Here is a 24,332-nt window from a genome sequence, read left to right as displayed (position 1 = left end):
GCAGCGTCATGGGACGAGGGGCGGGCCGCGCGGTCGGTGGCTGGTCACCTCCCGGCGGGACAGGACTCGGATCTGCCGTCGACGGCCACGAAGGTGTGGCCGTCGGTGTGGCCGTCGGTGCGCTTGACGGACACGCTATGCCCGGGTCGCCGGGTCCTCCGACCCTTCATGACGGGACGCTGACGGCGATCGGGCCGATGCTGACGCGTCCCTGACGTGACGCGCCGGGGCCCGGTGATGCGCAGTCCCGGACGGGCCGAGGGCGAGCGGCTGCGCCGCGTACGTGATGCGGACGACGCCGTCTTCGTGCCGCTCCGTCCTGCCCAGTACGCCGAAGACACCGCGCAGGATGTCCGGTGTCAGGACATCCAGTACGGGTCCGGCCGCCACCACCTCGCCCTCGTGGAGGACGACGAGGTGGTCGCAGAGCCGGGCGGCGAGGTCGAGGTCGTGGAGGACCGCCAGGGTGGTGATCCCGGTGCTGCGGATCAGGTCCAGGAGTTCGAAACGGGCGCGGATGTCGAGGTGGTTGGTGAGTTCGTCCAGGACCAGGAGATGCGGGCGCTGGGCGAGGGCGCGGGCCAGGAGGACGCGTTGGCGTTCCCCGCCGGAGAGGGTGGCGTAGTCCCGGTCCGCGAAGGGTGCGACGCCGCAGCGGTCGATGGCCTCGGCCACGGCCCGGCGGTCCTCGGTGCCGTCCCGGCCCATGAGGCCGTGGTGGGGTGTGCGGCCCAGGGCGACGATCTCGGTCACGGTCAGGCCGGTGGTGGTGCCGGCGTCCTGGAGCACGGCTGCCGTGCGGCGGGCGGCGGTGCGCGCGGACAGCTCCCAGACGTCGTCATCCCCCACTCTGACCACGCCGCCGGCCGGGCGCAGTGAGCGGTAGACCGTGCGGAGCAGGGTGGACTTGCCGCTGCCGTTGGGCCCCACGAGCCCGACGATGTCGCCCTTGGCGGCCTCCAGGTTCACCTCGCGGAGGATCGGCTTGCGGTCCAGGGTGATGTGCAGGTGGTCCACGGTCAGTCTCATACGGTGTCCAGGCCCTTGTTGCGGCGCAGCAGCCACAGGAAGAAGGGGGCGCCGAGCAGGGCGGTGAGGATGCCCAGCGGCAGTTCGTTGGGGCGGTTGACGGTGCGGGAGAGCAGGTCCACGACGACCAGGTAGACGGCTCCGAGGAGTGCGGTCAGGGGCAGCAGCCTGCGGTGGTCGGCGCCCACGGTGAGGCGGACCAGGTGGGGGAGCATCAGGCCGACGAAGCCGATGCCGCCCGCGACGGCGATGACGGTGCCGGTGAGCAGAGCGCTGATGACCAGCAGGACGGCACGCAGCCGGTTGACGTCCACGCCGAGTGCGGTGGCGGACTCGTCGCCGGCCAGCAGAGCGTTGAGCCGCCGTCCGAACAGGGTCAGTACGACGGTGCTCGTCAGGACCACGACCGTGACGGTGGGCAGTTGGTCCCACTGGGCGCCGGCGACGCTGCCCAGCATCCAGAACATCACCGTCCGCAACTCGGTGGGTGTCGCCATCAGCTGGACGAAGCTCGTCATCGACAGCAGGACATAGCCGACCGCGACTCCGGCCAGGACCAGGCGGGTGGGGGCCAGGCGGCCCCGCCGTTGTCCCAGGGCGAAGACCAGGGCCCCGGCCGCCAGGGCACCGACGAACGCGGCCCCCGACACCCCGAGCCCGGCCAGCCCGCCGAGGGCGACACCGCCGAGAGTGATGACCAGTACGGCCCCGAACGAGGCGCCGTAGGAGAATCCCAGGACGATCGGGTCGGCGAGCGGGTTGGAGACCAGGGTCTGCAGGACCGCCCCGGCGACGGCCAGTCCCGCGCCGACCAGGGCGGCGAGTGCGACGCGTGGAGCCCGGAAGCTCCAGACGATCTGGTCCGTCGCCGGGTCGGCGGTGGCGCCCTGCCCGGTGACGTGGTGCAGCAGGATCCGCCACACGTCGGCCACCGGGATGGTGACCGCTCCGATGCTCACCGCCACCACCATGACGGCGACGAGCACCACCAGCAGTGCGCCGACGGCGAAGGACAGCCGCAGGCCGTTCAGACCTTGCCGGGGTGCAGCATCTCGGCGATCTTCTGCACGGCCAGGTCGTTGCTCGGGCCGAGGTACATCGAGTCCGAGAGCGCCACGTACTTCTTGTTCTTCGCGGCCGGCCACTGGGGGAACTCCTTCAGCAGTTTCCTGGCGTAGGCCGCCGGGTCGGGGTCGTTGTAGCCGATGACGACGAGGGCGTCGACGTCGGTGGCGGCCACCTTCTCCTTGCTCAGGTCGGCGAAGGAGGTCTTGGAGGCGTTCTCGAAGGCGTTGGAGCCGCCGGCCTTGGCGAGGATGTCGTTGTAGATGCCCTTGGCGACGACCGAGCTGAAGTCGTTGCCGCCCATGGCCATGTTGGAGAACAGGACCATGACCTTGGGCTTCTTCTCCCCCTTCACCTTGGCGGAGACGTCGGCGATGCTCTTCTCCAAGGCGGCGATCAGCTTCTCGGCGCGGTCGCCGGCGTGGAAGATCCTGCCCATGTCGCGCAGCAGCGTGTAGCTGTCGGCGATGGTCATCCTGGAGGTGTCCTGGTCGCAGCCCTGCGGGGAGACATAGGTGTTGGCGCCGATCTGCTCGAGCTGCTCGCGGGTGGCGAAGCCGTTCTTCTCGTCGAAGCCGTAGGAGGTCGTGGACAGCACCAGGTCGGGGCGCAGGCCGATCATCGCCTCGCGCGGGATGTCGTAGGCGTCGTTGAGCTTGACGTCGCCGTTGGGCAGCGCCTTGATCGCCTGGGCGCGACCGGGGACCTCGGACATGCCGTAGCTCTGCTGGTTGGCGACGATCTTGTCGCCGAGGCCCAGGGCGAGCAGTGTGGAGACCTCGGCGACCGAGGCTCCGTTCATGACGACGACGCGGCCGGGCGCCTTGGTGAACTTCTCCGGCACCCCGCAGTTGTCGAGGGTCACGGGGTAGCCGGACCGCGCGGCGGCCGCGGACGCGTTGCCGCCTGGAGCGCCGTCCTTGTCCGTCGAGGAGCCGGCGCACGCCGTGGTGATGAGGCAGAGGGCACCGGCCAGGGCGGCGGCGACCGGCCGTTTCGTCGACATGCTTGCTCCTTGTGACGGACTTACGGGCTCACGGGCATACGGACTGATGGGCTGCTCGTGAGCCGTGGTGGGTTCCGGTGCAGTAGTCGGGGGGCGGAGCCCTTGAGTTCCCGACGAGGGCAACTACTTCGCGGGGGCGGTGAGATGGCCGTGTTTCCGGGCCGGGGCGGGCAGCGCTCCGGTGGCGACGCAGTGATCGAGGTAGCGGAAGAAGAGGTCCCGGTCGACAGGCGGGCAGGTGATGCCGCTGCCGCGCAGGCCGCTCACGACGTTGTCGGCGCGGACACGCCCCAGGCGCAGGTCGGGCTCGGTGGTGGCCCAGGAGTCGAAGAAGGCGAGCGTGGTCGCCGCCGCGCCGGACGTGCGTGGAAGCTCGGCACGCCACTGGTCCAGGGGCATCCGCCGCAGGGAGTAGCCGTACTCCTCCAGCCAGTCATGAACATCGCCCAGTCGGACGGGGACGCTGTCGGCATGGTTGAACACCCTTGCCACCGAGGAGAGTTGACCGAGGCAGAGGTGGACCAGGGCCTTCGCGGCGTGGTCGACCGGCGTCCAGACCTCCTCCTCGAACAGGTCGGGCACGATGCCCTCGGGCACCCCCGCGCGCAGCACGCTCCACAGGAAGTCCCGCTCGTTCACGTGACCAGTGGTGGCCGGGCCGACGATGCGGCCCAGCCGGTGCACGGTGACCGGCAGCCCCCGCTCGGCGGCCTGTTCGAGCAGGCGCTCGGCCGCCCACTTGGACTGCTGGTAGCCGTAGCGCAGTCCGGGGTGGGGCGGCAGGAACGCCTCCGGTACTTGAGGACTGAGGGCGAGGGGCGGGGCGACGGAGAGGGTGGAAACGAAGTGCAGGGGGGCCGACCGCACGGCCGCCATGCTCAACAGGTCCTTCGTGGAGAGGGTGTTGGCGGCGCGGAGGGTGGCGTACTCGCGCATGATGCTGACGGTCGCCGCGTTGTGGAAGATCGCCCCGCAGGTGCGGGCGAGTTCGCCGAACGTCTCCTCGTCCAGGCCCAGTCGGGGGCGGGCCAGGTCCGCGCAGACCGCCGTGATGCGCTTCTTCGCTGTGTCAGGGAGGTGGATCCGGTGGGTTTCCATGGCCTGGTGAAGGCGGGCGGTGGCCTCGGCGGCGCTTCGGGCGCGGACCGTGCAGACGACCTCCGCGTCGGTGCCCGTGAGGAGTTCGGCCAGCAGGTGTACGCCTACGAAGCCGGTGGCGCCGGTGAGCAGGACCCTGTCCGGTGCGCTGTCCGTCCGAGAACCGTCGCCGGGCCGGATGTCCGGGTCGAGGACGGTGTCGGTGAGCAGGGCCGCCGGAAGACCTGGAGCGGTTGGCTGTCCCTGCCGCTCCAGGTACCGGGCCAGCCCGGCCGGGGTCGGATGCTGGAACAGCCAGGCCACCTTCACTTCGCGGCGCAGTTCGACGCCGAGTCGGTTGGCGACCTGGATGGCCTGGAGTGACTGGGCGCCGAGGTCGAAGACGTCGTCCTGTGCCGATACGGCGGTCACGCCGAGCATGTGGTGCCAGACGTCGGCGATGGTGCGCTCCAGCGAGCTGTGGGCCACCGCCGACTGCTCGTCGGGCGTGGCCAGCGCCTTCCTGTCGATCTTCCCCGAGCTCGTCCGGGGCAGGCGGTCCAGGAACGCGACGGCCGACGGGATCATCGCGGCGGGCAGCACCGCCCGGAGACGGTCCCGGATCGAGGCCGTGGCAGGGGCGGGCCCGTCCGGCACGACGTACGCGCTCAGCCGCCGTGTTCCGTCGCCCAGCACCTGACCGACGACAACGGCGTCGCGGACTCCCGGGTGGGTCACCAGGACGCTCTCGACCTCGGCCGGGTGCACCCGGTGTCCGCTGATCTTGAACTCGCCGTCCGCACGGCCCAGATGGCGCAGCTGCCCGTCGTCGCCGATCCGCACCAGGTCACCGGTGCGGTAGGCGCGGGACGTGCCGGGGAGTCGGTCGAGCGGGGCGAAGCGGCAGGCGTCCGGGACCGGTTCTCCCCGGTAGCCGAGGGCCAGGTTCTCGCCCAGGAGGTGCAGTTCGCCGTCGACGACCGCGGCCCGGGTGCCGGGGAGCGGCAGCCCGATGGGGACGTCCCCCGGGGCCAGGGAGGGGTCGTGGAGGTCGGCGACGGTGGCGACCACGGTGGCCTCAGTGGGGCCGTAGGTGTTCAGCAGCCGGACCGACGTCCCTACGGCCTTGCGCCAGCCGTCGACCCGTGCGGGCAGGGCCGGCTCCCCGCCGATGACGACGGTGCGTATCTCGGTCGGCAGGGTCGCGGCACCGGTCGAGACGGCGTAGGCCAGTTCGTGCCAGTACGCCGTCGGCAGGTCGAGGAAACTGATCCGCAGCCGGGCGCAGGCGTCCAGGAACCCGGGGACCGACTCGGTCATGGCGCCGGTGCGGAGGACGAGGGTGGCGCCCGCGCAGAGGGTGAGGAAGAGCTCCTCGACGCTGGTGTCGAAGTGGAGCGGGGCGAACTGCAGGACGCGGTCCCCGCGGTGGAGGCCGTAGCGGTGCGTGGCGCCGGCCACGAAATGGGCCAGGGCCCGGTGGCCGATCTCCACGCCCTTGGGGCGGCCGGTGGAGCCCGAGGTGTGGATGACGTAGGCGAGGCCGTCCAGCGCCGGTGTCGTCGGCGAAGCGGCCGCGGACTCGGGGTCCGGCCGGTCGAGTCGCAGAATCGTTTGGTCCGTGAAGTCGCCGGCGTGGGCGCCGGACGTCACCACGAGCGCGGGACGGGCGTCGTCCAGCAGCTCGGCCCTGCGCGCCGGGGGCGCCGTCGGATCGAGCGGGCAGTAGGCCGCCCCGGACAGCAGGACACCCAGGACGGCGGTGACGGCCTCGATGCCGCGCGGCAGGGCGACGGCCACCAGGTCATCGCGGCCGACCCCACGAGCGGACAGGCGGCAGGCGAGCGCGCGTGCCGCGCCGAAGAGCTGCGCGTAGGTGATGCCGCGCCCGTCATGCTCCACGGCGACGGATCCACCGCTCCGGGCCGCGTGGCCGGCGATCAGGGCGAGGACCGGACGCGCCGGGCCGGGCAGCGGCCCTCCGTCCAGGACCTGGACCGCCTCACGTGCGCGCAGCTCCCCGAGCGCCCGGTCGGGGGCGGCGACGGCCTCTCCGAGCAGGGAGAGCAGCCCCTCCTGGAACGCGGTGACGTCCTTCTCGTCGTAGAGGTCGGGGTTGGCGTCCACGGCGATGCGCAGGCCCCCGCCCTCGGAGCGGTCGTAGACGTTGACGGACAGGTCGTCGACGGGGCCGGCCGAGACGTTGTGGACCGTGCTGCGGTGTCCGGCGAAACGGAGGTCGTACGCGAAGGGCATGATGTTGACGCCCGGCCCGGACAACCGGCGCTGTCCGCCGACGAGTCCGAGGTCGCGCCGCAGTTGTTCGTAGCGGTAGCGCTGGTGCGGCAGTCCGGTGCGGAGTTCGGCGGAGACGCGGGCGGCGAGGTCGCGCAGGCTGTCCGAGGGGGTGACGGTGACGCGCAGGGGCAGGATGTTGCGCACCATGCAGGGGACGCGCAGTGAGACGGAGCCGAGGCGTCCCATCGCCGGCAGGCTGAGCACGGCCTCCGGGGCTCCGGTCACGTGGTGCAGGTGGGCCGCGGTCACGGCCAGCAGGATTTCGGACCAGGTGACCTCGAGGTCGCGGGCGACGGCGCGCAAGGGCGCCGTCCGAGCGGCGTCGAGGTCGACCACCCGGCGGTGGAAGGTGCGCGCGGGCAGCGCCGTACGGCCGGCGGGCGTGGCCACGGGCGGCCGGTCCGCGTAACGGTCCGTCCAGTGGGCGCGGTCCTGGGCGAAGCGGGGTGACGCGCGGTACATCCGTTCCTCGTCCCGCACCGAGGCCAGGGTGCCGAAGCCGCTGTCCTCGACCGGCTCGCCCGCCGTCAGGGCCGTGTAGACCCGGGCGACCCGGCGGGCGACCAGGGACAGGCCGAAGCCGTCGAGGGCGATGTGGTGGACGCGGTGGTACCAGAGGTACTCCTCCGGTGCGATGCGGATCAGGGCGTGGCCGAAGAGGGGGCCGCGCGTCAGGTCGACGGGACGGGCCATGTCCTGGTCCATCCAGGCCAGGGCCGCCGCGTGCGGGTCGGGCTCGGTGGTGAGGTCCGCGGTGTGCGGACGCCAGCCGTCGGCCGGGGCGTCGATCTGCCAGGGTCGGCCCTGGTCGTCGACGACGAAGGCGACGTTCAGTGCCTCCGTCTCCGCGACCACGTGGTGCAGCGCGGCGTCGAAGGCGGACGTGTCCACCGGTCCGTGGATGTGGACGTACTCGGCGGTGTTGTAGGCGGGACTGTCCGCGTCGAGCTGCTGGCCCGTCCAGATGCCTTCCTGGGCGGCCAGCAACGGATGGCGCACCGCTGTCACCTGGTTCCTCCCCGAGGTACGGAGAGCAGCTGCCACCACTGGGCGAACGAGGTGCACTCGGCTAGGTCGACGAAGGTCACTTCCACGCCGTTCTCCCGCCACCGTTCGATGAGGGTGACGACGCGCAGGGAGTCCAGTCCCGCGTGGAAGGGGTTCTCGTCGAGGTCGACTTCGTCGGGCTGCTGGTGCAGGAGCTCCGCCAGGTCCGAGCGGAAGCCCTCCAGGGTGAGGGGAGCAGGCATGTCGTTCTCTCTCGATGGGCCGTTGTGGCCGGTCAGTTGACCTTGCGTGCGGAGTCGCCCCAGAAGCGGTCGCGGAGTTCCCGGCGCAGGATCTTGCCGCTGGGGTTGCGCGGGACGCGGTCGATGAACTCGTAGCGGGCGGGCAGCTTGAAGCTCGCCAGCTGCGGGACGAGGAACGCGTGCAGGTCCCGGGGCCTGGGCTGCTGCCCGGCCGTGGGAACGACGAAGGCGTGGACGTACTCGCCCCAGCGTTCGTCGGGGGCGCCGACGACGACGGCCTCGGCGACTCCGGGGTGGCTTTCCAGGACGTTCTCGATCTCGGCGGGGTAGACGTTCTCGCCGGCGACGAGGACGGCGTCCTTGATCCGGTCTCGGATGAAGAGGTAGCCGTCCTCGTCGACGTATCCGGCGTCGCCGGTGTGGATCCAGCCGTCGACGAGGGTCTCGGCGGTCTTGTCGGGCAGTCCCCAGTACTCGACCATGTGCGCGGGCGTGGCCAGGCAGACCTCCCCGACGGTGCCCGGCGGCAGTGCGCGGCCGTCGCCGTCGATCACCTTGGTGCGGACTCCCGGGTAGGGACGGCCCGCGGCCTGCATGAGGGGGCTGCCGGGGACGTGGGCGGCCGGTGGCAGGCAGACGGCGGTGTTGCCGGTCTCGGTCAGGCCGTAGATCTGGGCGAACTCGCAGTCGAGGACGGCGAGGCTCTCCTCCAGCAGGGCCTCGGAGATCGGGGAGCCGCCGTAGACCGTCTTGCGCAGGGTGGTGAAGTCCTCGGCGCCGGCGCCGGGTTCCGTCAGCATCATGCGGAGCATGGCGGGCACGAGGCAGGCGGTGGTGATGCCGAGGTCGCGGATGAGGTCGACGGCCTGGCGGGCGGCGAAGGCGCGCAGGGCGACGACCGTGGTGCCGGCATTGAGGTTCTGCGTGGCCCACCACAGTCCGCCGATGTGGAATCCGGGGATCCCGATCAGGGCGATGTCGCCGGCCCGCCAGTCGATCCAGTCCAGCCCCTCGCTCGCCAAAGCGTCCCGGATCGCGAAGAAGCTGCGGTGGGCGAGGACGACGCCCTTGGGCAGTCCGGTGGTGCCGCTGGTGTAGAGCTGGGCGACGGGGGTGTCGGGGGTGGCCTCGAACTGCGTGTCATGGTGCGGGTGCGGTGCGCGCCATCCTTCCAAGGAGCCCAGATGTACGACGGTTTCGGGCTCCGACTCGACAGCTGCCGCGAACTCCTCTTCCACGAAGAGCAGCCGGGTGCCGGAGTCCTGGAGGATGTGGCTGACCTCGGGTGCGGTGAGGCGCCAGTTGACCGGGACGAGGACGGTGCCGCTCTTGGCGCAGCCGAAGAGGATCTCGTAGTAGTGCTCGGACTCCTTGCCGAGGTAGGCGACCCGGTCGCCGGGGGCGAGGCCGGCGGCGCGCAGGGCGTGGGCGACGCGGTTGCTCTCGCGGTGGAGGCCGTCGTAGGTCAGGCTGCGGCCCTCGCACAGCACCGCCGGGTGGTCCGGCCGGCGTTCGGCGTGGTGCCGGGTGGTCTGGACGAGCGTCTTCATGGGCGAACCCTTCGGCGGTCAGGGGACGTCGACGAACGCGAGGGTCGCCTCGCCGTCGCAGCGTCCCGATGCGGCGTCCCGGTAGCGGAAGGCGGTCTCGGCGTGCAGGAACGGGGTGCCGTCGGCCCGGGTGCGCCGGGTGACGGACCGGAACTCCATCTCCCCGGAGAAGGCACGGGGATCGACCGGGCGCCGGAAACGCGCCGAGAAACGGGCGATGAGAATGTCGGGAAGCTGGTGCTTCCAGAAGTCGTCCAGCGTCCAGGATTCGAATCCCGTACCGATCCCGTCTTTCACGGACTTGGCGACGAGGTAATACATCATCTGGTTGTAGCAGATGTTCACCTCGACGGAATTCAGGTGTCCGGTGTCGTCGATGTAGCACGACTCGGGAATCTCGAACTCGCAACGGGCTGAAGCCCGACCGTCCGTTTCCGTCACGACAGCCGAACGCAGGTACTTGCAGTGCTCCTTGTACGGCGTCAGTACCCGGGCCAGCAGAGCCTCGTCCGTCATGCCGCCCCGATCCCGTCGTGGAGCCCGCGCTCGTCGTGCACGGTGACGCGGAAGGAGACGGTCGGCTCGGGCGTGGTCGTGTGCCGGGCGCGGTGGATGAGGCTGCGGTTGTCCCAGACCAGCAGGTCGCCCTTCTCGAAGCCCTGCAGATGGATGTTCTCGTGCGCGAAGGTCTCGTCGAGCTGACCGGTGGCGTCGAACAGCCGCTTCAGCAGCTCCTCGTCGAGCGGCCGGCCGCTCTCGTCCTCGATACCGACCGTGAAGCCCTCACTGATGTAGAGGACCGTCTCACCGGTCATGGGGTGGGTGAAGGTGGTCGGCCGGCGGACGGCCGGGGTCTTCCGTTCGACCTCGTCCATGATCTCGGAGAGAGGCCGGTAGACGTCATGGGGCCGTATCTTGAAGTACTTGCGCACGGAGTGCCTGCAGTACGTTCCGGTGATCTCCTTCTTGAGGTCCTCGGGCAGTTTCTCGTAGGCCCGGCCCATGTCGATGAAGTACGTGCCGCGGTTCTGCTCCGGGATGACCTGAGGGTGGATGAGGGTGATTCCGAAGGGGTCCGGCATGAATTGATAGTCGGCGTGCCAGAACTTGCCCGTCTTCGGCACACCGATCTGTTTGCCGTTCTCCGGCACGTTGGAGGAGACGAATATCTCCGGGACCTCCGGATGCCGGTACATCGGCTCGTAGTACGTCTCGGGGCGGCCGAGCCGTTTGCCGAGTTCCAGGAACTCCTCGGGGGCGAGGTCCTGGCCCTTCAGGATCGCGATCTTCTGCGTGTAGACGGTGTTCTTGAGCGCCGCGATGTCGGAGTCCGAGGCGGTGGTGTGGTCGAATCCGTCGACCGTCGCGCCCATCGCTTCGCCGGGCTGTTCCTTGATTTCCATAGTGGGTGTCCTTCCGTGGGTTCAGACGGTTGCCCGGCGGGCGTCGATGCCAGGCGATAGGAGCAGCGCGAGCGCGCCGCAGCCGATACCGCCCGCGATCACGAAGACGGCGGTACGGATGCCGTCGAGGAGCCCCGGTCCTGATCCGTTCTGCCCGACTCCCCCGGCGACCGCGACCAGCACGGCGAGGCCGACCGCCCCGCCCACCTGGAGGGTGGTCGACGCCAGCCCCGAGGCGATGCCCTGGTCATCGGGGGCCACTCCGGCGGACGCGGCGATCCACATCCCCGTCCACGCGGCCCCTTGGCCGAGGCTCAGCAGCACGATCCCCGGCAGCAGCGCGGGATACGAGCCGTCCGAGGCGAGCGCCAGACCGAGTGCCGTGGCTCCGGCGGCACCCAGCACCATGCCGCCCACCAGCATGCGGCGTGTCCCGAAGGCGGACACGGCCCGCTCGCCCGCCTGCGTACCGAGGGCCACCACCAGGGCGGGCACGAGGAACGCGAGCCCGGTCGCGACCGCGCTGTAGCCGTGGACGGTCCGGAAGTACAGGGTCAGGAAGTACGGCACCGAGCTGAACGTGGCGCTGAACAGGGCGGTCGCCCCCATGGCCGTGACCAGGCCGCGGTGGGCGAACAGCCTTGCCGGCATGAGCGGATCACGGGCTCTCGTCTCGACGACGGCGAAGAGCGTCAGCAGACCGACCGAGAGCGCCGCGCTCGTGAGCGCCGTGGGAGTGCCCCAGCCCTCCGCGGGGCCCTGCACCAGCAGGAACACCAGGAGTGTGACCCCGCCCGTCGCGGTCAGCGCGCCCGCCACGTCGAAGTGCCTCGAGCGGTCGAACGGTCCGTCACCGGGGAAGAGCAACCACGCGCCGACCGCGAGGGCTCCGGCCACGGGCACGTTGACGAAGAACACGGCCGGCCAGCCGAACGCCTCCACCAGGAAGCCGCCGAGGAGAGAGCCGCAGCAGAGCCCGCCGGCGCCTGCGGCACTCCACACCGCCAAGGCGCGGTTCCGGTGCGGTCCTTCGTCGTACACGGTGCTGATCAGGGACAGCGTCGCCGGGAAAAACAGAGAGCCGCCGATACCCTGGACCGCTCTGACGGCGACCAGGACGCCGGGTGACTCCGAGACTCCGCCCACCAGGGAGGACCCCGCGTACAGCAGAGCCGCAAGGACGAACATCCGGCGTCGGCCGAGCAGATCCGCGGCCCGGCCGCCCAGCAGCAGGAAGCCCCCGGTGGCCACGACGTAGGCGCTCACCACCCACTGCAGGTCGTGGTCGGAGAAGCCCAGCCCGGTGCCGATGTCGGGCAGCGCGACGTACACGATGTTGTAGTCGAGCGAGATGACGAGCTGCGCCGCCGCCAGCACGAGCAAAGGAAGCCCGAGGGGCTTGCGCAGCGTGGTCTTCCCCGGCTCTGTCGCGGCCGTCATCGATCAGCCCCGCTCTCTCCCATGAGCCGACGGATCTCGGTCATGAGGGCGACCAGTGCCCGACGCTCCGGAAGGGTCGTCTCCGGGTGCCAGAGGTCGATGAGCAGGCAGGTCCGCGGCCTGGTTCCGTCGTTACGCGCCTCGTGCTCGAAGGAGTAGTCGAAGAGCAGGCATTTCCCCTCCTCCCATGACCGGGTCTCCCCCGCGACCGTGATGCCGCACCCTTCGGGGATGTCCACGGCGAGATGCAGATTGATGCTGAAGTTCCACAGATCGCAGTGGGGTTCTATGAAGGCGCCCGGCAGCAGGGTGGAGAAATGGCATTCCAGGAGTGGGCATATCTTGCCCGTGTCGACAGCGACGTCCTTCAGTACCCGGTAGGCAGTCGGAGCTGTGATGGCCGATTCCTCGACGAGGCCGCCCTTGCGGTAGAGGTACAGGGCCTGCCAGTTCTCTTGGCGCGTCAGATAGTGCTCGTAGGCGGCGAACGCCTCCCGGCGTGCCTCCCATGCGCTGTGCAGCTCCTCCTTGATGGCCTGGTGATGGGCCTCCAGCTCCTGTACGACGGGGGCCAGTTCGGCGTAGGCGTACGGATCGTGCCAGGGCGTGGGCGAGAGGCCCGGCATGATCCACTTCGCGGCTTTCTGCAGCGGATGCCGTTCGCCCCCGCCCGGCTCCAGCATCCGCTCGACACGGGTGATCGATTCCGCGCCGAATTCGGCCCTGACGGCGGAGAAAGCATTCTCTATCTCTGGTGTCACACCGTTCTCCGCAGTACCGTTCCACGGCGCTCGAAATCCAGGATCGACTCCGCGGAGGACTGCGGCAGACGTCTGCCTCTCACCTGTTCCGAACCGCCTTCACCTCGAGCTGTTCTGTCGGGCTAGTAGTCGGTCGGGGACGGGCTTGAGTTCCCCGCTTGCGCCGGCTTTCTCGGCCTCCTCAATGAGCGCGACAACGGTCGCCCGGGCCCGTGCCACCCGCGAACGGATCGTGCCCACCGGGCAGCCGCCGGCTTGCGCGGCATCTTCGTAGGGCAGCCCCGCCAGTTGAGTGAGGACGAACGCCTCACGGCGCTCGGCGGGCAGCGCGTCCAGCAGGTCGAGCAGGGCCACGCCGTCGTCGAAGCCGGGCAGACCGGTCGGCTGGGCGCGTTCGACCCATGCCGTCCAGTCGTCGACGTCGGCCGATTTCGGGCGCGTGGCGGCGTACCGCAGGCTGTCGACGACCGTGCGGCGCGCGATGGACAGCAGCCAGGTGCGGGCCGACGAGCGGCCCTCGAATCGGTGCAGGCTGCCGAGCGCCCGCAGGAACGTGTCCTGTGTCAGGTCGTCGGCCAACTGGCGGTCGGCGGAGAGGTACGTGACGTAGCGGACGACGTCCGGACGCAGTGCGCGTACGAAGCGGTCGACGGCGTCGGGGTCGCCGGTCCGGGCGGCGAGAGCCCAGGCCGTGGCGCGGTCGTCGCGGACAGGAGTGATCACCTGATGTCCTTCTCGGGTGCTCCGGGACCGGTTCGGCAAGGCGGCACGGGTGAACGCGCCACGGCCGCAGGGTCCCGGGACGGTGGTGGGATGGATCCGGCTGTCTCAGCGGACAGCGGTCCCGGCCGGAGGCCCCCGAGAGGTGATCGTGTAGGCGAAGGTCGGACGAGGGAGCCGCTCCGCGCGCTCGCGCGTCGGCCGGAGGCTGGGTCGACGTGGCGGGGCGGGCAGCAGCGGGGGCAGCCGCAGCGGAGCGGCGAGCCGGCCCGCGACGGCCCGCAGAAGACGGAACGCGGCCTGCTCGCCGAACGCCAGCCACACACCGGTCAGCAGAGCGGCCAGCAGGTGGGCGGCGAGCATGCCGAGCGATGACGTGTCGCCAGTGCCGTGGGCCATGTGGCCCAGATGCTCGGCGTGCGCCGCGTGGCCCACGTCCATGGACCCCATGTCCATGGACCCCATGTGCATGGACCCCATGTGCATCGAGTCCATGTGCGTGCCGCCCATGTGCGGCGGCGCCCCGGCACCCGTGCCAGAGCCCGCCGCCGTCGACTGGCCCCACGAGAAGGCCGAGTGGAGCGCCCCCTGGGCGACGACGGCCACGGACACGACGAGCGCGAAGCCCCGTTCACGGCACGCCAGTACCCAGCCGACGCCGCACGTGACGGCGAACCCGGCGGCCCGCGTCCACCCCGGCACGGTGGAGCCCGACATCACTACGTGCCCGAGGGCGGCGAGCAGCACGCAGACGGCCGCGAACACCGCGGCCCGCACCGTGCGCGCACACCACCCGGCAGTCATGAGGGCTGCTCACCCCCTGTCCTGGCCCGGACGGACCACCACCGCGAGGGTCTTCACAGCTCCGCTGCGTTCGAAGTGCAGCGTTAAGGCGACGAGGTCACCGGGCTGCCAGCCCTTTCTCACCGGCACGATCACGTCGAGGCTCGCCGGTGACATCGCGAGGCTCCGCCCGGCCGGGATTCCGACCGAGGACACCGTCCGGTCGGAGGCGGTGTTGGAGCCGGTCATGACGTGACGGCTCAGAGTGGGCCCGCGGTCGCCGGTCTCGGCGGTCGTCACCTTCAGCAGCCGGTCCGGCGCGCCTCCGCTGTTGGTGATGCGGAAGAAGGCCGCCGTGTCCGGGGTGGCACCGGTGGGCGCGAACACCTTGCCGTCGGTGACCGTGATCGAGGCCGGGGCGCCGGCGTTGCCGAAGGCGGTCCAGACACTCAGTCCGCCGAGGGCGAGCCCGCACGCGGCGACGGGCGCGACCGCGGCGAGCAGGGTGTCGGCGAGCCGGCGGCGGGTCGGGCGCCAGGGGCGCTGTCCGCTCATCGGGTATGCCTCCGGGCGGCGGGGGAGGTCGAGGGCGAGGGCTGCCAGGCGCGCAGCCGAAGGCTGTTGGCGACGACCAGCACCGAACTGGCCGACATCGCCGCGGCGGCGAGCATCGGGTTCAGCAGGCCCACCATGGCGAGCGGGACGGTGACGACGTTGTAGCCGAAGGCCCACACCAGGTTGGCGCGGATCGTGACCAGCGTGCGCCGGGCGAGCCGGACCGCGTCCGCCAGGGCCTCGATGTCGCCGCGCACGAGCGTGACGTCGGCGGCGCCGACCGCCACGTCCGTGCCGCCGCCCATGGCGATGCCCAGATCCGCACCCGCCAGCGCGGCCGCGTCGTTCACCCCGTCACCGACGACCGCGACCCGGTACCCCTGCTCCTTCACGTCCCGTACAAGAGATGCCTTGTCCTCGGGGGTGCAGCGGGCGTGCACCTCCTCGATGCCGAGCGCCTGTGCGACGGCCCGGGCGGGCGCCTCACGGTCACCGGTGGCCAGCACCGGCCGTATGCCGAGGCGCCGCAGCCGGTCCACGGCCCGGTAGCTGCCGGGCCGCAGGACGTCCCCGACCTCGATCAGGGCCTCGGCCGTGCCGTCCACGCGGACCATCACAGGCGTACGAGCGGCGGCCTCGGCCCCGTCCAGGGCATCCACCAGTTCGCCGGGCAGGTCGTCGTCGGGGGCGAGGACTTCGACCAGCCGCCCTTCGACGCGCCCCCGCACTCCGCGCCCCGGCAGCGCGCTGAACTCGCTGACGTCCGGCAGCCTCTGCTCGCCCTGCTCCCGCCGCGCGTAGGCACAGACGGCCCGCCCCAGAGGATGCTCCGACCCCTGTTCCACCGCTCCCGCCAGCCGCAGTACCGCCGCCCTCCCGAGCCCGTCGGGTACGGCCGTGACCCGGGCGACGGTCATGTGTCCGGTGGTGAGGGTGCCGGTCTTGTCGAGCACGACGGCGTCGAGATGCTGAAGCCCCTCCAGGGCCTGCGGGCCGGTGACCAGAACGCCCAGCTGAGCGCCCCGGCCGGTCGCGGCCATCAGCGCGGTCGGTGTGGCGAGGCCCAGCGCGCACGGGCAGGCGACCACCAGGACCGCGACGCAGGCGGTGAGCGCGGCCTGCGGATCGGCACCGGCGCCCAGCCAGAACCCGAGCGCGGTGACGGCCAGAGCGAGCACGACCGGCACGAACACCCCGGCCACCGAGTCGGCCAGCCGCTGGGCGCGTGCCTTACCGGCCTGTGCCTCGGTCACCAGCCGGGTGATCCGGGCGAGTTGTGTGTCGGCACCGACGGCCGTGGCGCGTACGAGCAGCAGTCCTCCGGCGTTGACGGCGCCGCCCACCACCGCTGATCCCGGTCCGACTTCCAGGGGCTCGCTCTCGCCGGTGACCAGGGACAGATCCACGGCCGAACTGCCCTCCGTCACCTGCCCGTCGGTGGCCACCCGCTCGCCCGGCCGCACGAGGAAGACCTGTCCGGCTCTCAACTCCTCGATCGCGATGAGCCGTTCCGAGCCGTCGTCCGCCCGGACGGAGACCTCCTTGGCCGCGAGCCTGGCCAGCGATCGCAGCGCCTCCCCCGTCCCGTGCCGCGCCCGTGCCTCCAGGAACCGCCCGGCGAGCACGAACAGCGGTACGCCCACGGCCGCTTCGAGGTAGAGGTGCGCGACGCCGTCCGAGGCGGTGGGTACGAGGGTGAACGGCATCCGCATCCAGGGATCGCCCGCGCCCCCGAGAAAGAGCGCGTACGCCGACCAGGCGAAGGACGCCACCACGCCCAGCGACACGAGCGTGTCCATCGTCGCCGCCGAGTGCCGCAGCCCCCGGACCGCCCGCACATGGAAGGGCCAGGCACCCCACACGGCCACGGGCGCGGTGAGTGCGAAGCACAGCCACTGCCAGTTGCGGAACTGCAGCGCGGGCGCCATGGACAGGACCAGCACGGGCAACGCGAGCAGGGCGGTGACGACCAAGCGGTTCCGTTCCCGCCGTGTGCCCTCGTCATCGTCGCCGTCATCGTCCGCCGGCTCCTCCGCCGTGGGCGGCTCGGGCAGGGCGGCGGTGTAGCCGGCCTTCTCGACGGTGGCGACGAGTTCCTCCGGACCGATGTCCGCCGGATGGCTCACGCGCGCCATGCCGGTGGCCAGATTGACTGTCGCGGTGACCCCGTCCAGCTTGCCGAGCTTCTTCTCGACCCGGGTCACACAGGCCGCGCAGGTCATGCCGCCGACGGTCAGGTCGGTCGTCACCAGCACCGCCCCTGGTTCAGCCCCCATCAGCCGTGTCCCCCCTGCATGCCGTCCATGTCTCCCATGCCCCCGCCACCGCCCGGGTCGCCGCCGTCGCGGCTCGTGCTGTCACCGTGCATCCCGGGTGCGACAGGGCCGGCGCCGACGCCCACGGCACAGGACACCGCGAAGATCAGAACCAGCAGCAGAAGGAAGCCGCAGAGCGCGGGCGGAGGCGCCGCTTTCCGCAGGCCCTCGCCCACGCCGCTCGAAGGGGACTGCTGGGCCTCGTTCATCAACCGCGTCTCCAGGTCACGTCGTACGACGTCGCTCGGATCGCGCCGCACGGTTCAGTGGTCGGACGGGCCGTCAGGTGAGTTCCTGAGCGTGTCTATGGCGCGTGTCACACGAGGGCGGAGCACTACGCCGAACGAGCGACTTAGGCATATTTTCTGCGGACTTGTTCCACCTATGAGCAGGGAACGAACGCCGAATCAGCCAGACCAGCGGGAGAGCGCGCCCATGTCCGGGACAGCCGACCAGCCCCAGAACTCCTCGCGACCCCTGGCCGACTGCGCGGCCGAGCCGATCGCCGGCATCGTGGCCGAATTCGTGGACAAGCGCATGGGGCAGCGGATCTCCCAGGGCCAGGACCCGGTGCTGCGGCCGGTCTTCGTCAAGTACCACGGCACCGCCCGAGGAGTGCTCACGGTCGCCCCCGATCTGCCGCCGGACCTCTGTATCGGATTCCTCAAGGCCGCCCGGGACCAGCAGGACGGTCTGACCGCCTGGGTTCGATTCTCCAGCGACATCCTGCCGGACCGTCCGGACTTCCGCCGGACCCTCGGCATGGGTATCAAGCTGTTCGGCGTTCCCGGCCCGAAGCTGCTGGAGGACGAGGGCCAGACGGACACGCAGGATCTCATTCTGCAGAACCATGACGTGTTCTTCGTCGACACCGCCCGGGACATGTGCGAGTTCCAGCAGGACCCGGTGGCGTACCAGAACGCGCATCCGGAGACCCGCAGCATCCTGCTGGCCATGCGCAAGCCCGAGGAGAGCACGCTGACGGCCAGGTACTGGGGCGTGCTGCCGTACGCGTTCGGGGCCGACCGCCATGTGAAGTACGTGCTCGCACCGGTCTCCTGCCCGCCCGGTGACCCGCAGGCGGCACCCCCGGACGAGGACCCCTCCTTCATGCGGGGAGATCTGCGGCACCGGCTGGCCGCGGGCGAGGCCGCCTTCGACCTGATGGTGCAGTTCCGCACGGACCCGGACCGGATGCCTCTGGACCGTGCCACCGTGCGCTGGGAGGAGTCGCTGAGCGCACCGGTCCGCGTGGCGCGGCTGACTCTGCATCAGCAGGATGTCCGGGCGCGCGGTCAGGACGCCTACGGCGAGAACCTGGCCTACAACCCCTGGCACTGCCTGGCCGAGCACCGGCCGGTCGGCAGTGTGGCCGACGCCCGCAAGGTCGTGTACCGGGCGTCGGCCGCACGACGCCGCGACGCGAACGGCGTTCCGGTCGCGGAACCGGGTCCCGCACGGCCGCCGTCCACCGAACCCCACGGGCGTGACACCCGGATCGTGCGGGCCGCGATCCATCCCGCCATCGGAGTGGCGCGGGTCGGCGACAGCGCGGACGAGTTCTTCCTCGCACCGGAGGTGGACGCCCCTCCCCCGCTCCCCACCGGCTCGTACAAGGACGCGACCGGCGCCCTGAAGCGGCAGGCGGCGCGCTTCCGCGTCTACGGCTACAACGCCGCCGGGGAACCGGTCGCCGAGCTGACCGCGGACAACGCGGACATCCGGTGGACCGTGCGGGTGGCCAACAAGAAGGCCGCCTGGTACCAGTTCCAGCTCGCCCTGGACATCCCCGAAGCCACGGCCGCGCCCACCACCACGCCCCGCAATCCCAAGGTGCCGCCCGCGGAGCGCGGCAAGCTGGTCATCGACCCCGGTCCGCGCTCGATCCGGGGCCGCGACCGCCTGGGCCGGCCCGAGTACCGGTTCGACACGGGCCGCTTCCTCGGCAAGCCCGTCCAGCTGGGCGAGGTGCGCACCGACGCCGTCGGCCGGCTGTTGTTCCTCGGCGGACACGGCGTCTCGGCCTCGGTGGACCACGCTCAGGCCACGCACTTCGCCAACAACGACGGCTGGCACGACGACATCTCCGACGGGCCGGTGAGCGCGATGGTGCGCGTCGACGGCCGTTCCGTTCCCGTCGAACCGGCCTGGGTGGTGGTGGCCCCGCCGAACTTCGCGCCGGAGCTGACGTCCGTACGCACGATGTACGACCTGATGCGTGACGTCTTCGTCTCGGCCGGCAGCCTGCCACCGCCGGACAAGGTCTCCTTCACCCGTGACGTCCTGCCGATCCTGCGGCGTCTGTGCGACCTCCAGTGGGTCAATCGAGGGATCGCCGCGCTGTTCGGGCACGGCGGGCGGGAGCACTTCCTGGCACCCGGGCGGCTCGCCAGGCTGGCCGACCCCGGGCCGCGCAACGCGGAGTTGCGACAGCAGATCTGGGCCACGATGCGGGACCTCGACCGCGACGGGCTCTCGCCGGTGCCCTGGCCGCCGCTCTACGGCGACACGATGAGTGTGCGGCCGGTCTACCCGCGGCAGCATCTGACGCTGACCTCGTTGCAGTACCGTTCGCTGGCCCGATGGGCCGCGGGGGACTTCGTCGCCGACCACGACCCTTCGGCGGTGCCGCCCGAGAACCTCGACGCGGTGCCGCTGAGAGAGCGGCCTGGCATGCTCGACCGCGCGGCCCTGTCGTTCTGTCTGGCCGACGCGTTCCACCCGGGGTGCGAGATGTCCTGGCCGATGCGCCACAGCACCCTGTACGCGGCACCGTTCCGGGTACGGCACCGCGATCCCGGCACGCCCGAGCCCGACTACGGCGCGATGCTGACTCCGCAGACGGCGCTCGGCGCCGGCGGTCCCCTGTACGGGCAGGGCCCGGGCGATCTCACGCGCTGGATGGCGGTGCCCTGGCAGACCGACACCGCCCGCTGCCGCTCCGGCTACTACCTCGGGTACGGCCCGCGCTACGACCCCTACCTGCCCACCTTCTGGCCCGCCCGGGTGCCCAACCACGTCCTCACGGAGCAGGACTACGAGAAGGCGATCGCCCCCGGCGGCCCGGCGGAGGAACGCCGGACCGCCTTCGAGCGCCGGGCCGTGTGGGACAGATGGCTGCCGCCGGACCGCATCGAGCAGATGAACGCCATGGTCAAGGACTTCGGCAAACTCGGACTCGTCGAACGCCGCACGGGTGCCTCGGACGACCCGGAGCTGCCCACGACGATGTTCGTGGAGACCGCGGTGAGCTTCCATCCGGAGCAGCCTCCGCCCGCTCTGCGGAATCTGCGGTGCCTGCATGTGCCGGAGGCGGCGGACTCGGGCGACGGCGTCGTGGCCGCGGCCCTCGCCCAGACGGACGTACCCGAAGAGCAGGTGATGGCGGGTTACTTCGAGAAGGTCGAGCGCTTCCCGGACGAGCGGTGACCTTCGAGGTGGTCGTGGCCGGAGGCGGTCCGGCGGGCGCCGTCGCGGCGCTGGTCCTGGCGCGGGCCGGCCGTCGCGTCCTGCTCGTCGACCCGGGCACGGACGGTCCCCGGTCCTCCTTGTCCCGGATCGGCGAGACCCTCCTGCCGGCGGCCGGACCGCTGCTGCACGATCTGGGCCTGTGGGACGAGTTCGCCGCGGGGCCTCACCTGCGATGCGTGGGGACCTACGCCTCCTGGGGATCGGAGACCCTCCACGGCCGCAGCCACCTCCACGACCCGCACGGGCACGGCTGGCACCTCGATCGAAGCGGGTTCGACGCGTTTCTGCGCGGCGCCGCCGAGTCCGCCGGCGCCGAAGTGCGCCGGGCCGAGGCCGCGCCGCCGCCACCCCGTCCCCCGCACCCGGGCGACCGGCGCGTACTGCTCCGCGAAGGCGGCCGGCTCGAAGAGGTGCGCTGCGAGTGGGTCGTGGACGCCACCGGCCGTCGCGCCGTGATCGGCCGCCGGCGGGGCCGGCGCCGCAAGCAAGACCGGCTCGTCGCCGTGTACGCGTTGTTCGGGCGACGGCTCCCCGGCCGGCGCACCGAGGACACCGAGCTCCGCACGCTCGTCGAGGCGGTCCCAGGCGGCTGGTGGTACACGGCCAGGGTTCCGGCGGGACGGCTGGTCGCGCACCTCACCGACACCGACCTGACCCACTCCGCCCTGCGCACCACCGAGGGCTTCCTCGGCGCGATCGGGGACACCCGCCACGTCCGTACCCGCCTCGACGGCTACGACCCGGCCCATGCCCCGGCGCCACGCTGGACCGCGGCCCACGGGCTGCGTCTGTGCCCGGCGGCGGGCCCCGGCTGGATCGCCGCCGGAGACGCCGCCCTCGCCTTCGACCCGCTGTCCTCCCAGGGCCTCCTCACCGCCCTGCACACCGGAGCCCGCGCCGGCCGAACCGTCGACCTGTGCCTGTCCGGCCAGACGGCCGCCCTCGACGACTACTCCCGGTTCCTCGAGGGGATCACGGACGCCTACGAGCGGCATCACGCCGAGACCTACGCCCAGGAGCGACGCTGGCCGGGGCACACGTTCTGGGAGCGCCGCTCATCCACGACGGCCTGAGGCCGCCCGCATGACGTCGATCTACATGACTTCGATGCTGATGATGCAGGTGTCGTCGTCCGTGTCGGATCTGCTGTAGGTGAGCAGATGGTCGAGGCGCTGGTCGAGGGTGGTCTTCTTGGCGCTGGCGGTCATCAGGAGGTGCTTCAGGGACTCCTCCATGGAGCGGTCCCTGCGTTCCACCAGTCCGTCGGTGTACATCAGCAAGGTGTCGCCGACCTCCAGCCGCATCTCGGCCTCCTGGTAGGTGATGTCCGACGCCGCGCCGAGCAGCAGCCCCTTGAGCAGGGGCAGGGTCGTCGCCTGTCCGTCCCGTACGAGAACCGGCGGCAGATGCCCGGCGCGGGCCCAGCGCAGGACACGGGAGGAGGGGTCGTACAGCGCGCAGACCGCGGTCGCCGTCACCGAGTCGGAGAGGTGGTGGGCGACGCTGTTCAGCCAGGACAGCAGTTGGGCCGGGCCCGCTCCGGTGACGGCCAGACCGCGCAGGGCGTTGCGGAGCACGACCATGCTGGTGGCCGCCTCGATGCCGTGCCCGGCGACGTCCCCGACGCTCAGCAGGATGTGCTTCGAGGGCAGGACCACGGCGTCGTACCAGTCGCCGCCCACGAGGTGATCGGTCTCGGCGGGCCGGTAGCGCACGGCCGTGCGCAGTCCCGGCGCGTCCAGGGGTGCTGCCGTGGAGGGCATGATGGCCTGTTGCAGTTGCAGGGCCAGCCGGTTCCGCTCCGCGGACTGCTGTTCGGTGTGGGCGAGTTGGTCGCGGGTGGCGGCGAGGGCGACCTCCGTCCAGTGCTGCGCCGAGACGTCCTGGTAGGCGCCCCGCACGGCGAGCAGGCTGTCGTCGATGTCCACGACGGGTTCGGCGACCACCCTGATGTGGCGCGTCACCCCGTCCGGGCGCAGCAGGCGGAAGGCCGCCGACGCCGGCTTGCGGTGGTGCAGTACGGTCCGCAGGAAGCGGCCGATGGCGACGGCGTCGTCCGGGTGGGCGTGGGCCCGCAGGTCCTCGACGGGGGCGGGCCCGTCGGACTCGGCCCTGCCGTAGAGGGCGAACAGCTGGCTGTTCCAGGTGATCTCGCCGGTGACGAAGTTCTCCTCGAAACCGCCGATCCGGCCGAGGCGTTGGGCGTGCTCGAGCAGATTGGCCAGGCGTGCCATCTCGTCCTCGATCCGCCAGATCAGCAGCACGCTGTCGCCGTGCCGGGTCATGCTGACCTCGGCGACGGAGGACAGCGGCACCTGGTCCACGAGCGCGGTGAGTGTCATGTGGCCGGCCCGGAACGGCTCGCCCGTGGCGTAGACCCGTTCCAGGTGGCTGAAGAGGCCGCTCTCGTCCGCGGCCAGGGGATAGGCCTCCAGCAGCAGGGCGCCGTCGACGGTGCTGCGGGGGCGCCCCGCGGGGTCGCGGAAGCTCTGGTTGACGTGGTGGATACGGAAATCGGTGAGATGTCCGGTGTCGTCCACTTGGGGGATGAGCACCAGCGCGGGGTCGTACAGCGAGTCGGCCAGGTCCGCCAGTTCCGACAGGACGGTCCTGGGCGGAGAGCCGTCGGGCGTCGTGGAAGCGGAGGGTGAGTGGATCTCCAGGGTGTGGGCGCACAGTTCCGCGAGGGCTTCGAACTGGCGGACGACGACGGGCGGTTGCGCGGCCAGCGGGGCCGGCCAGCAGATCTCGAGCACGCCGTGGATCCGTCCGCCCACGCCGGTGGGGACGGCGACCCTTCCTCCGTCGGGGTGGTGGGTGCGGCCGATGGACGGAGGCCCGGCTGCCAGGGATCGAATCCACTCGGGCCTGCGCTCGGTCAGCGCGGTGCGGGCGACGGTCGCCACGCCCGGCGGCACATAGCGCCAGCGCTCCGCCTCGCCCTCGGGAAACCCGGAGCTGCCCGCGAGCGTCAGGGAGCCGTCGGCGCCGGCCGCCCAGATCGCCACGCCGGTCGCCCCGAGCGGTTCCAGCGCGTGCTGCAAGAGGGAGTCGGCGACCGCCTGGGTGTCCTCGGCGGCCAGGGCACTGCATTCCGCCGTGCGCAGGCGTACGGCGGCGGACACGGTGGGTGGGATGGCGGGTGGGGTGCCCCGGACCGCCGTGGCGAAGTCGACCGCGACTTCGGTCAGACGGTCGTGTGCCGCCTGGTTGATGATGTCGACGGCCAGCTCGAGAGGGGTCATCGCCGACTGTTCGGCGAGTTCGGACAGTTGCCGGGCGGCTTCGGCGGGACCGCAGTGCAGGCGCTCGACGAGCACGCCCTTGGCGAGATCCATGAGGGCGCGTCCATCGGCCGCTGCGTGCGCCGCTTGGACCTCGTGGCGCAGGCGTTCCACCGTGACGGCCAGCCGGCCGACCGGAGAGGTCAGCGGTCCGCCGGGCGGCTCGGCGACCGGGATGCCGTCACCCTCGGTGGGCTCGTCGGCCGAGGGGCCCGCCGCGGCGCCGTGCCGTCGCGGCTCATCGTCCAAGGGATCCCCGGACAGATCGGTGTTGCTCACGTGGACGCTTGCTCCTTCTGACCCGCACACCGTGTGGGAGGCGTCG

The 24,332-nt window shown here is 71.4% G+C and carries 18 protein-coding genes; 2 read left to right on the top strand and 16 right to left on the bottom strand.

Features of this window, described 5'->3' with window-relative positions; translation table 11 throughout:
* Window positions 1-135: 135 nt before the first annotated feature.
* From OHU35_RS40120 to OHU35_RS40050, 15 genes are all read right to left on the bottom strand, one after another.
* A complete protein-coding gene (locus tag OHU35_RS40120; RefSeq protein ID WP_405508913.1) occupies window positions 136-1,029 on the bottom strand; it encodes an ABC transporter ATP-binding protein in 894 nt (297 codons plus the stop codon).
* Complete coding sequence (locus OHU35_RS40115) at window positions 1,026-2,000, bottom strand: FecCD family ABC transporter permease (protein WP_405509420.1); 975 nt, start codon at window positions 1,998-2,000, stop codon at window positions 1,026-1,028. The genes OHU35_RS40120 and OHU35_RS40115 overlap by 4 nt, the downstream gene beginning before the upstream one ends.
* A gap of 56 nt (window positions 2,001-2,056) precedes the next feature.
* Window positions 2,057-3,100 (bottom strand): ABC transporter substrate-binding protein, encoded by a 1,044-nt coding sequence (locus OHU35_RS40110; RefSeq protein ID WP_405508911.1) that lies wholly within the window; start codon window positions 3,098-3,100, stop codon window positions 2,057-2,059.
* A gap of 123 nt (window positions 3,101-3,223) precedes the next feature.
* A complete protein-coding gene (locus OHU35_RS40105; protein ID WP_359892372.1) occupies window positions 3,224-7,483 on the bottom strand; it encodes an amino acid adenylation domain-containing protein in 4,260 nt (1,419 codons plus the stop codon).
* Entirely contained in the window at window positions 7,480-7,725 is a 246-nt protein-coding gene (locus OHU35_RS40100) for a phosphopantetheine-binding protein (protein WP_189727506.1), read from the bottom strand. The genes OHU35_RS40105 and OHU35_RS40100 overlap by 4 nt, the downstream gene beginning before the upstream one ends.
* 32 nt (window positions 7,726-7,757) lie before the next feature.
* Complete coding sequence (locus OHU35_RS40095) at window positions 7,758-9,275, bottom strand: long-chain-fatty-acid--CoA ligase (protein ID WP_189727507.1); 1,518 nt, start codon at window positions 9,273-9,275, stop codon at window positions 7,758-7,760.
* 18 nt (window positions 9,276-9,293) lie between these two features.
* Entirely contained in the window at window positions 9,294-9,791 is a 498-nt protein-coding gene (locus OHU35_RS40090) for an FcoT family thioesterase (protein WP_189727508.1), read from the bottom strand.
* Window positions 9,788-10,678: a TauD/TfdA dioxygenase family protein gene (locus OHU35_RS40085; RefSeq protein WP_405508908.1), complete on the bottom strand. Its 891-nt coding sequence runs from the start codon at window positions 10,676-10,678 to the stop codon at window positions 9,788-9,790. The genes OHU35_RS40090 and OHU35_RS40085 overlap by 4 nt, the downstream gene beginning before the upstream one ends.
* A 21-nt stretch (window positions 10,679-10,699) precedes the next feature.
* Window positions 10,700-12,118: an MFS transporter gene (locus tag OHU35_RS40080; protein WP_405508906.1), complete on the bottom strand. Its 1,419-nt coding sequence runs from the start codon at window positions 12,116-12,118 to the stop codon at window positions 10,700-10,702.
* Window positions 12,115-12,879 (bottom strand): aspartyl/asparaginyl beta-hydroxylase domain-containing protein, encoded by a 765-nt coding sequence (locus tag OHU35_RS40075; RefSeq protein ID WP_405508904.1) that lies wholly within the window; start codon window positions 12,877-12,879, stop codon window positions 12,115-12,117. Before OHU35_RS40075 ends, OHU35_RS40080 begins: the two co-directional genes overlap by 4 nt.
* 99 nt (window positions 12,880-12,978) lie before the next feature.
* Window positions 12,979-13,602, bottom strand: coding sequence for a sigma-70 family RNA polymerase sigma factor (locus tag OHU35_RS40070; protein WP_229873206.1), 624 nt, complete (start codon window positions 13,600-13,602; stop codon window positions 12,979-12,981).
* A 105-nt stretch (window positions 13,603-13,707) separates the two neighbouring features.
* Entirely contained in the window at window positions 13,708-14,403 is a 696-nt protein-coding gene (locus OHU35_RS40065) for a hypothetical protein (protein ID WP_405508902.1), read from the bottom strand.
* Window positions 14,404-14,412: 9 nt separating this feature from the next.
* Window positions 14,413-14,937: a copper chaperone PCu(A)C gene (locus OHU35_RS40060; RefSeq protein WP_405508900.1), complete on the bottom strand. Its 525-nt coding sequence runs from the start codon at window positions 14,935-14,937 to the stop codon at window positions 14,413-14,415.
* The gene (locus tag OHU35_RS40055; RefSeq protein WP_405508898.1) at window positions 14,934-17,213 is read right to left on the bottom strand and encodes a heavy metal translocating P-type ATPase; all 2,280 of its coding nucleotides are present in this window, start codon (window positions 17,211-17,213) and stop codon (window positions 14,934-14,936) included. The genes OHU35_RS40060 and OHU35_RS40055 overlap by 4 nt, the downstream gene beginning before the upstream one ends.
* Window positions 17,213-17,461 (bottom strand): hypothetical protein, encoded by a 249-nt coding sequence (locus OHU35_RS40050; protein ID WP_189727680.1) that lies wholly within the window; start codon window positions 17,459-17,461, stop codon window positions 17,213-17,215. Before OHU35_RS40050 ends, OHU35_RS40055 begins: the two co-directional genes overlap by 1 nt.
* 226 nt (window positions 17,462-17,687) lie before the next feature.
* On the opposite strand from OHU35_RS40050, the gene OHU35_RS40045 reads away from it, so the two are divergent.
* The gene (locus OHU35_RS40045) at window positions 17,688-20,681 is read left to right on the top strand and encodes a LodA/GoxA family CTQ-dependent oxidase (RefSeq protein ID WP_405508896.1); all 2,994 of its coding nucleotides are present in this window, start codon (window positions 17,688-17,690) and stop codon (window positions 20,679-20,681) included.
* The gene (locus OHU35_RS40040; RefSeq protein WP_405508895.1) at window positions 20,678-21,796 is read left to right on the top strand and encodes an NAD(P)/FAD-dependent oxidoreductase; all 1,119 of its coding nucleotides are present in this window, start codon (window positions 20,678-20,680) and stop codon (window positions 21,794-21,796) included. The genes OHU35_RS40045 and OHU35_RS40040 overlap by 4 nt, the downstream gene beginning before the upstream one ends.
* Before the next feature lie 21 nt (window positions 21,797-21,817).
* Here OHU35_RS40040 and OHU35_RS40035 read toward each other — a convergent pair whose 3' ends face one another.
* Entirely contained in the window at window positions 21,818-24,286 is a 2,469-nt protein-coding gene (locus OHU35_RS40035) for a SpoIIE family protein phosphatase (RefSeq protein WP_405508893.1), read from the bottom strand.
* Window positions 24,287-24,332 lie beyond the last annotated feature (46 nt).

This window comes from Streptomyces purpurascens (assembly GCF_045040895.1).
GTDB lineage: Bacteria > Actinomycetota > Actinomycetes > Streptomycetales > Streptomycetaceae > Streptomyces > Streptomyces purpurascens.
This window is presented reverse-complemented; position numbering and strand designations above follow the sequence as displayed.